1 protein-coding gene is annotated in these 571 nt (G+C 72.5%); it reads left to right on the forward strand.

Translation table 11 applies throughout. The features are described from left to right. Positions 1–13: 13 nt before the first annotated feature. Positions 14–571, forward strand: a 558-nt coding sequence (locus IE226_RS43800) for an SDR family NAD(P)-dependent oxidoreductase (RefSeq protein WP_373307126.1), incomplete at its 3' end; no start/stop codon positions are given.

The raw sequence follows: 571 nt of genomic DNA on the forward strand, positions 1-571 counted from the left end.
GGGTCTGGGCCGGGTGGCCGCCCTGGAGCAGCCCGACTCCTGGGGCGGTCTGATCGACCTGCCGGAAGCGGCGGACGATCAGGCTGGCGATCTGTTGGCTTCGGTGCTCAGCGGAGTGAGCGGGGAGGACCAGGTCGCGCTGCGTGGCGGTCAGGTTCTGGGGCGCAGGCTGGTGCCCGCGCCGGTGGGCAAGGAGCCCGGGGAGGGCTGGTCGCCTCGCGGGACGGTACTGGTCACCGGCGGCACCGGTGCCCTCGGCGCACACGTCGCCAGGTGGCTGGTGGCGAGGGGCGCCGAGCACCTGCTGCTGACCAACAGGCGCGGCCTTGAGGCCGACGGCGCTGCGGAACTGCAAGCGGAACTGACCGCGCTGGGCGTCCGTGTCACGGTCGCGGCCTGCGACGTCGCCGACCGGGACGCCCTGGCGGAAGTGCTGGCTTCGGTGCCGGCCGAGTACCCGCTGTCCGGCGTGGTGCATGCGGCGGGTGTCGAGCGTTCGGCGGTTCTGGCTGATCTTGATCCGGTTGATCTGGGCGGGTTCGCCGATGTGCTGACGGCGAAGGTGGAGGGT

The sequence above is a fragment of the Streptomyces longisporoflavus genome (genome assembly GCF_014649775.1).
Lineage (GTDB): Bacteria > Actinomycetota > Actinomycetes > Streptomycetales > Streptomycetaceae > Streptomyces > Streptomyces longisporoflavus.